This is a genomic window from Streptomyces sp. UNOC14_S4 (assembly GCF_020740835.1).
Taxonomy (GTDB): Bacteria; Actinomycetota; Actinomycetes; order Streptomycetales; family Streptomycetaceae; genus Streptomyces.
In genome coordinates this window covers 1-8,401 of the sequence record NZ_JAINFC010000344.1, presented here as the reverse complement: position 1 = coordinate 8,401, position 8,401 = coordinate 1, and the positions used below count along the sequence as shown (strand labels likewise).

Sequence of the window (8,401 nt, the reverse complement as noted above, 5' to 3'; positions counted from 1 at the left end):
CCCAGACCCCCACGGGGCGCCGCCCCGGACCCCTCCGGGAGCACTGCGCCCCGTAAGGGGCGCGGGGAACCGCGCGGCCGGCCGAAAACGGCCTGCGGCCGCGCGCCGAGCGCAAGAGGCACCCCGGAAGGCGCGGGGGTCCGGGGGCGGAGCCCCCGGGTCATGGCTGCGCCAGGGCCGGAGCCCGGTCAGCCGAGCGCGCGCGTCAGGTCGCCCAGAAGGTCGTCGACCGACTCGATGCCCACCGACAGGCGGACCAGGTCCGCCGGGACCTCCAGCGCGGAGCCCGCCACCGACGCGTGCGTCATGCGGCCCGGGTGCTCGATCAGCGACTCGACGCCGCCCAGCGACTCGCCCAGCGTGAACAGCTCGGCGCGGTTGCAGACCTCGACCGCCGCCGCCTCGCCACCCGCGACCTGGAAGGACACCATGCCGCCGAAGGACCGCATCTGCTTGGCGGCGACCTCGTGCAGCGGGTGCTCGGGCAGCCCCGGGTAGTAGACCTTCGTGACCTTCGGGTGCGAGACGAGCAGCTCGACGACCCGCTCCGCGTTGGCGCTGTGGCGGTCCATGCGGACGGCGAGGGTCTTGATGCCCCGCAGCGTCAGCCAGGAGTCGAACGGCCCGGCCACGGCGCCCATGGCGTTCTGGTGGTAGGCGAGTTCGTCGCCCAGCGCGGCGTCCGCGGTGATCAGCGCGCCGCCGACGACGTCCGAGTGGCCGCCCATGTACTTGGTGGTGGAGTGGACGACGACGTCCGCGCCCAGCGCCAGCGGCTGCTGCAGGTAGGAGCTGGCGAAGGTGTTGTCGACGACCAGCTTGGCACCCGCCTCGTGGGCGACGGCCGCGACGGCGGCGATGTCGGTGATCCCGAGCAGCGGGTTGGACGGCGTCTCGACCCAGACCGCCTTCGTACGGGGCGTGATCGCGGCGCGCACGGAGGCCGGGTCGGAGGTGTCGGCGACCGACCACTCAACACCCCAGCGGCCCACGACCTTGGCGAAGAGGCGGAACGTGCCGCCGTAGGCGTCGTTCGGGATGACCACGTGGTCACCGGGCGACAGCAACGTGCGCAGCAGGGTGTCCTCGGCCGCCAGGCCCGAGGCGAAGGCGAGGCCGCGGCGGCCGCCTTCCAGGGCCGCGAGGTTCTCCTCCAGCGCGGCGCGCGTGGGGTTGCCGCTGCGGCTGTACTCGTAACCATTGCGCAGGCCGCCCACGCCGTCCTGCTTGTAGGTGGAGACTTGGTAGATGGGCGGAACCACGGCCCCCGTCTGCGGGTCCGCCTCCTGACCCGCGTGGATGGCCAGAGTCTCAAAAGAATGCTGGTCGCTCATTCGTCTGAGGGTAGTCCTCGCCCCAAGGGATCGCGCAGGTCATTTGTAACCGGAAGATGAACGATTTCGGAGGCTGCGGCGTTGTCATGACGGAAGCCGTGTCCTCAGGAAGACCCCAGGAAAGCCCAGGAAAGCCATGGAGTATCTGCTCGTCCTCTTCGCCCTCGTCGTGGTCTGCGGCGTCCTGGTCGTCCCCGCGATACGCCGCAGGCGCGCGGGGCAGGAGATGCTCCGTGGCCATGAGACGGCCGTCGACCCCGTCGGAGCGTACGGCTTCGTCCCCGCGGAGCAGCTCGACGTACGGCTGCCCGGCCCGGACCCCGAGCTGCTGACGGCCGTCGAGGAGGCGCGCCGCACGCAGGACTGGAAGCCCGCCGCCGAGCTGCTGGCCCGTACGGACGCCGCCACGCAGTCCGAGCTGCGCTGGCAGCGCGTGCAGACGCTCGCGGGCGCGGCGGCCCAGGAGCTGGCCGAGTCGCCGGGCACCGGCGGGATGTGGCTGCGGCACTGGCGCGTCGTGGCCCCGAAGGACGCGGGCGGCGCGGCGGTGCAGGCGGAATTCCTGGTGCAGCAGGCGCTGCGAGACCCGTCCTCGCAGGACTACCGGATGATCCTGGAGGAGGCTCGCACGGTGTGCGGGGAGGCCGCGCTGCTGGCGCCGGGCGACCCCGTGCCGTACATCGTCCGGCTGGGCGTCGAGCGGGGGCTCGGGGCGAGCGAGGCGGAGTTCCAGTCGGTGTGGGAGACGGTCACCTCCCGCGCGCCGCATCACATGGGGGCGCACTTGGCCGCGCTGCGCTACTGGAGCGCGAAGTGGCACGGCTCCCAGGAACAGGCGGACCGCTTCGCGCAGCGCGCGGCGGCGTCGGCGCCGAGCGGCAGCCTGCTGCCCGCGCTGCCGCTCTTCGCCGTGCACGACCACCTGCCGGACGTCGTCCTGTCGCGCGACCTGTACCGCGGTGCCGTGGTGTCGAACGCGATCGAGGCGGCGCGGTACGCGGTGGCGGGCGCGCCCTCCGACCACCCCGTCCTGCCGCATGTGCGCCACTTGCTGGTGTGGTTCCTGGTGCAGGCGGAGCGCTACCCGGAGGCGATGGACCAGTTGCGCGCGGTGGACGGCCACATCGGCGCGGTGCCGTGGACGTACGAGCAGGACCCGGTGGCGGCGTACGCGTCGTTCCGCGCGCTGGCGGTGGCGGGCTGGGAGCGGGCGGGCAGGAAGAGCTGAGGCGAGCCGGGGCCGGCCGTCACACGGACCGGGAGACCGGGAAGCCGGAAAGCCGGGAGACCGGGAATCGCGGCCCCCGGCCGTACGTTGCAAGGAGAACGCCAGGCCACGTCCCTATGGAGCCGCCGCCATGCTGTTCTCGCGCCACGAAACCCGACTGCCGACCCCGGAGGAGGCGCTCAAGGGCCGCCCGGAGCCGGAGTTCTCCCTCCCGGAGCGCCACACCGTCCTGGGCACCCCGCTCGCGGGCCCCTACCCCGAGGGCCTTGAGGTGGCGGACTTCGGCCTGGGCTGCTTCTGGGGCGCCGAGCGCAAGTTCTGGCAGACACCGGGCGTCTGGACGACCCTGGTGGGCTACCAGGGCGGCCACACCCCGAACCCGACCTACGAAGAGGTCTGCAGCGGCCGCACGGGCCACACCGAGGCGGTCCGCGTGGTGTACGACCCGGCGGTGGTCCCGTACGAGACCCTGCTGAAGGTCTTCTGGGAGGCCCACGACCCCACCCAGGGCTTCCGCCAGGGCAACGACCGCGGCACGCAGTACCGCTCGGCGGTCTACACCCACTCCCCCTCCCAGCAGTCCACGGCGGAGTCCTCCCGCGACTCCTACCAGTCCGTCCTCCAGGGCGCGGGCTACGGCACCATCACGACGGAAATCCTCCCGGCGGGGCCGTTCTACGTTGCCGAGGCGTACCACCAGCAGTACCTCGACAAGAACCCGGCGGGTTACTGCGGCATCGGCGGGACGGGCGTGAGCTGCCCGATCGGAGTGGCGAAGGCGTAGCCTCCCGCGCGGCGGCAACCGGCCCGCCGGCCTCACCCGCCTGCCGATATGCTCCCCGCCCGGAAGTGAACGCACGGGCACGGGGGGCAAGTCGGCATGGGTGGAGCCGCGTCGTCGGAGATATTCCAGGCGCTGGAGACGGACGACCCGGCTCGCGCGGGGGACTACGAGCTGGTGGCCCGGCTCGGCGCCGGGGGCATGGGCAAGGTCTATCTGTCCTACTCACCGGCGGGGCGCCCCGTCGCGATCAAGGTGATCCGGCCGGAGCTCGCCGACGACCCGGAGTTCCGGCGGCGTTTCCGCCAGGAGGTGACCGCGGCACGCCGGGTGCACGGCCTGTACACCGCGCCCGTGCTCGACAGCGACACCGAGGGCCCGCGGCCCTGGCTCGCCACGGCCTTCGTGCAGGGGCCCACGCTCGCGGACGCCGTGGCGAGGCACGGGGCCCTGCCGGTGCCCGCCGTGCTGCTGCTCACCGCAGGCGTGGCCGAGGCGCTCCAAGCGATCCACGCCGCCGGTGTGGTGCACCGCGATCTAAAGCCCTCCAATGTGCTGCTGGCCTCGGACGGGCCCCGCGTCATCGACTTCGGCATCGCCCGGGCCGCCGACGCGACGTCCCTCACGGACACGGGTGTCGCCGTCGGCACCCCCGCCTTCATGGCGCCCGAGCAGGCGGCGGGCCGGGACGTCGGCCCGGCGACGGACGTCTTCGCGCTCGGGCAGGTCGCCGCGTACGCCGCGAAGGGCGTCCCCGCCTACGGCATCGGCTCCTCGCACGCCGTGCTCTACCGCATCGTGCACGAGGACCCGGACCTGTCCTCGGTACCGGAGGCGCTGCTGCCCCTGCTGACGCGTCTGCTGGCCAAGGAGCCGGGCGCACGGCCGTCGCTCGCCGAGGTCGTCGACCTGTGCCGCGCGGCTTCCGGCACCGGCGGGCTGCGCCGCGCCGAGGACTGGCTCCCCGGCGCCGTCACCTCCGACATCACCCGGCGGCAACGGTCCGTGCCGGTGCAACCGGTACGGACCATGCCGACGCAGCCGGCGACACAATCAGCGCCGCCCGCACCGCCGGCTGTGCCGCCGGTCGCCCCGCCGGCGGCCGTGCACTACGCCCCGACCGCACCCGCCGTACGACAGGACGCGGCGTTCCCGGCACCACCGCCGGGGGTTCCGACTCCACCGCCGCCGGGCGTTCGGACCCCACCACTGGGCGTCCCCGTCCACCCGTGGCCCGCGCGGCATCCCCAGCCCGTCGGCGTCCGCCCCTACCTCGGCCCTCCGCCGGGAAACGGCCGCCGGAAGCGGACCGTGCGGAACGCGGCCGGCATGATCGTCGCGCTGCTGGTGGCCGCGGGCGGGTGCGCCGTCATGGTGGAGGCGGCCAACCAGCAGAAGAGTGGCGGGGAATCCGGCCAGAAGTCCGCCGAGAGCCGGGACAAGAGCCAGAAGTCCAAGCGCCCCGACCCCGAGCCCGTCTCCTACCCGGACTTCCAGATGCCCGACGGCTACCACCTGGTGTTCGACGACGAACACCTCGAACCCAAGCGCGACAACTACGACGACTTCTACTACTTCTGCGGCTCTGCGGACTCGTGCCACATCGGCTCGTACAGCACGAAGCTGGTCCTGCTCAACGGTTCCGAGAAGGGCTCTCTGGACACCTGCCGTTCGGTCACGCGCTACACGGACCGGATCGACCAGAAGCAGCTCGGCGAGAACTCGCAGATCTGTGTCCGCACCGGCTCCGGCCACATCGCCCTGGTGACCTACAAGGGGGCGTCGGAGGCGTCCGATCCCAGCCGGTACATGACGCTCGACATCAAGGTCTGGCGCAACGCCGTCGGCACGTCCTGACCGGGGCGCCGCGCCCGGCACGTCACCCGTACGGCCGTGGCCGGGCTGCCGTCGTCGGCCCGGGGTGCGTTCCTTGAGGGGGAAGGCATCCGGTGGACACGGGAGGCGCACATGAGCGGCAAGTTCGAGATGTACGAGGACAAGGCGGGGAAGTACCGGTACCGGCTCAAGGCGGGCAACGGGGAGATCATCGCCGTCGGCGAGGCCTACAACTCGAAGGCCGCCTGTCAGAACGGGATCGACTCGGTGAAGCGGAACGCGCCGACCGCGGAGGTCAAGGAGGTCCCGCGGGAGAAGGCGTAGGGCACCACCCTCGGCGCGCGCCCGGACACGCTCCGCGTCCGGGCCGGTCACTGCCGCAGGCCAGGGCCCGGTTCGGCGTGCAAAGCGTGCGAGACGGTGCCAGCGTGGAGACAGAGAAACACGTGCGGGTCTTCCTCAGCGTGCAGGCTCTCCACGAGGAGGTCGCCATGACCGGTGCCGAGGTCTGGGAAACCAAGATCGTCATCCAGGAAGAAGGCCGCGAGTCGCACGCCGAGGCGACGTTGAGCGGCAAAGGCGCGCAGCGCATGGTGGGGCACGGCTCCGCCAAGTGCAATCCGCTGGACGAGAACGTCCCCGTCATCGGGGACGAGCTGGCCGCGGCGCGTGCCCTGTCCGACCTCAGCCATCAGCTGATGCGGACGGCGAAACAGGACATCGAGGAGCACACCCACCAGCCCGTCCGGGGGCTGTGGGAGTAGCACCTCGCGCCTGCGGCCACGGCGGCCGGGGAGCCTTCGACCGGGCGCCCCGGCCGATCGCCGCCGCCCCGGCCCGTACGCCGGGTGGAAGACACGGGTGGAAGACAAACCGGCTAAGCGGCACAAACGACTAAGCGGCCTTGTGCGCCAGGAAACGGAAACTCCCCTTCCCAATGCTCACGTCGCAGTCGTCGAAGCCGGCGGCGCGCAGCCGGGCCGGGAGCGTCTCCGGCGGGACGGGCACGCAGGTGTCCCCGAGGTGGACGAGCCGGAAGGCCCAACTGCTCAGCGCGTCGCAGCCGGTGAAGAAACCGCCCGGCCGCAGCACCCGGAACGCCTCGGCGAACAGCCGGTCCTGCACGCCGGGCGAGGGCACGTGGTGCAGCATCGTGAAGCAGGTGACGGAGTCGAAGCGCCCGTCCGTGAGCGGCAGGGCGGAGCCGTCGGCGTGCACGACGTCGACACGCCCCCCGAACTCGCGGCGCAGGCGCGCCGCGTACCCGGCGTCGGCCTCGACAGCGGTCAACTCGTCGGTCCTGCCCAGCAGTACGCGCGTGGTGGCACCGTAGCCGGGCCCGATCTCCAGGGTCCGCGGGCCGAGCCGGACGCCTTCCAGGGCCCAGGGCAGCAGGTCGTTCTCGACGCCGCGGGCCCACTTCTCGGAGGAGCACAGGCGGCGGTGGATGAGGTTCATCGGCATGTCCCGAGGCTAGGAAGAGGGGGACGGTGTCGGATACGGGCCAGGAGGCCAACTCATGTCGCGAGACGGACACGACGGACTCGTCCGGCAGGACGCACCACGCCCCTGGGACGGGCGGGTGAGCGCCGAGGACCGGCCACCGGGCTCCCCCGCCACCGGCAAGCGCGGCACCGGCCACCTCGTCGCGCCGCCCGGCGGTGCCGTCGCCGTCGGCAGCTTCCCGCTCGACGGCGGCGAGTGGTTCACCCGGCACGAGCACGGGGCGCACCAGCTCGCGTGGGCGTCCGACGGCGTCCTCGCCGTCCGCACCTCCGGCCGTACGTGGGTGCTGCCGTCCACCGTCGCCCTGTGGATACCGGCGGGCACCGCGCACGCGACGGGCGCGACCGGCAAAGCGCTGCTGCGCAGCCTCTACTTCTGGCCGGACCGCTGCCCGCTGCGCTGGCGCGAGCCGCAGGTCGTACCGGTGCCGGGGCTGCTGCGCGAGCTGATCGGCCACCTCGCGCAGGACCCCGACGCACTCCCCGCCGACGCCCGGCACCGCGCCGAGCAGGTCGTCTTCGACCTGCTGCGGCCCGTTTCCGTGACGACCGTGCGCGCCCCCATGCCGGCGGACCCGCGCGCCCGCCGCGTCGCGGAGGCCCTGCGCCGTGACCCCGCGGACAACCGCACGCTGGCGGAGTGGGGCGCGGTCGTGGGCGCCTCCGGCCGCACGCTGGCACGGGCCTTCGTCACCGGGACGGGCATGGCGTACGGCCAGTGGCGCACCCAGCTGCGGCTCCAGGCGGCCATGCCGCTGCTGGCGGCGGGCGCCACGGTGTCCTCCGTGGCGCGCCGCGTCGGCTACGGCTCGCCGAGCGCCTTCGTGGCGGCCTTCCGGCGTGGCGTCGGCGTACCGCCGGGCGCCTACTTCACCCCGGCCCCGTCGGACCGCTGACGGCTACTTCCGACGGCTACTTCCGCCCGGCGGGCAGGGGGATGCCAGTGGGCAGCACGCCGATCTGGGCGTTGGTCGTGAAGATCTCGTCATTGGCCCGGAACGGGCTGCCGGGGATGTCGGCCGCGATCGCCCTGGCCGCGGCCGGGGTGAGGGCGGTGGGGTTGTTCGAGGTACGGAAGCCGTCCGCCAGCGAGAGCGAGATATTGGCGGCGGGCGCCACGAGCACCTCGGTCCTGCGCCTGTGGTGCAGCATGGAGACGCGTGCGGTGCTGTCGCTGACGGTCAGCGTCGTGCGCGCGTCGGTGAACAGGGCGCGGCGCACCCCCCGGCGCAGGACGAACCCGCCCCTGGCCTCGGTGCTGACCCCCGACAGGTCCCCGTTGAGGTGCCCACCGGTGAGCGTCCAGCGCAGACAGCGGTGCCCTTCGTGCGTCACCAGCGTGACGGGAGCGACGGCTTGCAGCCGCATGCCCGACTCCGCGAGCGCGCGTGTCGACTCGTCGGTGAGGCACATGAGATACGGACTGCCGGTCTTGAGCGGCAGGGGCACGGGCGGCAGCTTCTTCGGCTGCGGCGGCCGTGCCGCGGCCTGGCTGGGGCCTGTCGGCGGTACGAGCAGGGCAGCCGCGGCGGCCAGGACAATGGCATGCAGAAGGGACGTCTTCACGCCGGATTCAACGATGTTTAGGGCGATATGGCACGCCGGAAAGCCGACCGGCGGTGGAGGGGGCGAGGCCGGAGGGCGGGTTCTGGAACGACGGTGCATGAAGCACGGCACCCAACACGCATCACCCGCACGCACCGCGTTCCAGGTTCCG

The 8,401-nt window shown here is 72.8% G+C and carries 9 protein-coding genes; 6 read left to right on the top strand and 3 right to left on the bottom strand.

Annotated features, from left to right (window positions below; genetic code table 11):
• Nucleotides 1–188 precede the first annotated feature (188 nt).
• Nucleotides 189–1,334 (bottom strand): cystathionine gamma-synthase, encoded by a 1,146-nt coding sequence (locus K6I34_RS25760; RefSeq protein ID WP_229328970.1) that lies wholly within the window; start codon nt 1,332–1,334, stop codon nt 189–191.
• Nucleotides 1,335–1,470: 136 nt separating this feature from the next.
• On the opposite strand from K6I34_RS25760, the gene K6I34_RS25755 reads away from it, so the two are divergent.
• The 5 genes from K6I34_RS25755 to K6I34_RS25735 all read left to right on the top strand — a co-directional run bounded on the left by K6I34_RS25755 (nt 1,471) and on the right by K6I34_RS25735 (nt 5,943).
• Nucleotides 1,471–2,562: a hypothetical protein gene (locus tag K6I34_RS25755; protein WP_229328968.1), complete on the top strand. Its 1,092-nt coding sequence runs from the start codon at nt 1,471–1,473 to the stop codon at nt 2,560–2,562.
• Nucleotides 2,563–2,692: 130 nt separating this feature from the next.
• Nucleotides 2,693–3,346, top strand: coding sequence for a peptide-methionine (S)-S-oxide reductase MsrA (gene msrA / locus K6I34_RS25750; protein ID WP_229328966.1), 654 nt, complete (start codon nt 2,693–2,695; stop codon nt 3,344–3,346).
• Nucleotides 3,347–3,442: 96 nt separating this feature from the next.
• A complete protein-coding gene (locus tag K6I34_RS25745) occupies nt 3,443–5,200 on the top strand; it encodes a serine/threonine-protein kinase (RefSeq protein WP_229328964.1) in 1,758 nt (585 codons plus the stop codon).
• Nucleotides 5,201–5,311: 111 nt separating this feature from the next.
• On the top strand, nt 5,312–5,503 hold the full coding sequence (locus K6I34_RS25740; protein WP_229328962.1) for a YegP family protein: 192 nt from the start codon (nt 5,312–5,314) through the stop codon (nt 5,501–5,503).
• Between the two features lie 167 nt (nt 5,504–5,670).
• The gene (locus K6I34_RS25735; RefSeq protein WP_229328972.1) at nt 5,671–5,943 is read left to right on the top strand and encodes a DUF1876 domain-containing protein; all 273 of its coding nucleotides are present in this window, start codon (nt 5,671–5,673) and stop codon (nt 5,941–5,943) included.
• A 130-nt stretch (nt 5,944–6,073) separates the two neighbouring features.
• On the opposite strand, the gene K6I34_RS25730 is transcribed toward K6I34_RS25735, so the two are convergent.
• Nucleotides 6,074–6,643 (bottom strand): class I SAM-dependent methyltransferase, encoded by a 570-nt coding sequence (locus K6I34_RS25730; protein ID WP_229328960.1) that lies wholly within the window; start codon nt 6,641–6,643, stop codon nt 6,074–6,076.
• Between the two features lie 55 nt (nt 6,644–6,698).
• On the opposite strand from K6I34_RS25730, the gene K6I34_RS25725 reads away from it, so the two are divergent.
• Complete coding sequence (locus K6I34_RS25725) at nt 6,699–7,580, top strand: helix-turn-helix domain-containing protein (RefSeq protein ID WP_229328958.1); 882 nt, start codon at nt 6,699–6,701, stop codon at nt 7,578–7,580.
• Nucleotides 7,581–7,596: 16 nt separating this feature from the next.
• On the opposite strand, the gene K6I34_RS25720 is transcribed toward K6I34_RS25725, so the two are convergent.
• Nucleotides 7,597–8,250, bottom strand: coding sequence for a hypothetical protein (locus tag K6I34_RS25720; RefSeq protein ID WP_229328956.1), 654 nt, complete (start codon nt 8,248–8,250; stop codon nt 7,597–7,599).
• Nucleotides 8,251–8,401: the final 151 nt, after the last annotated feature.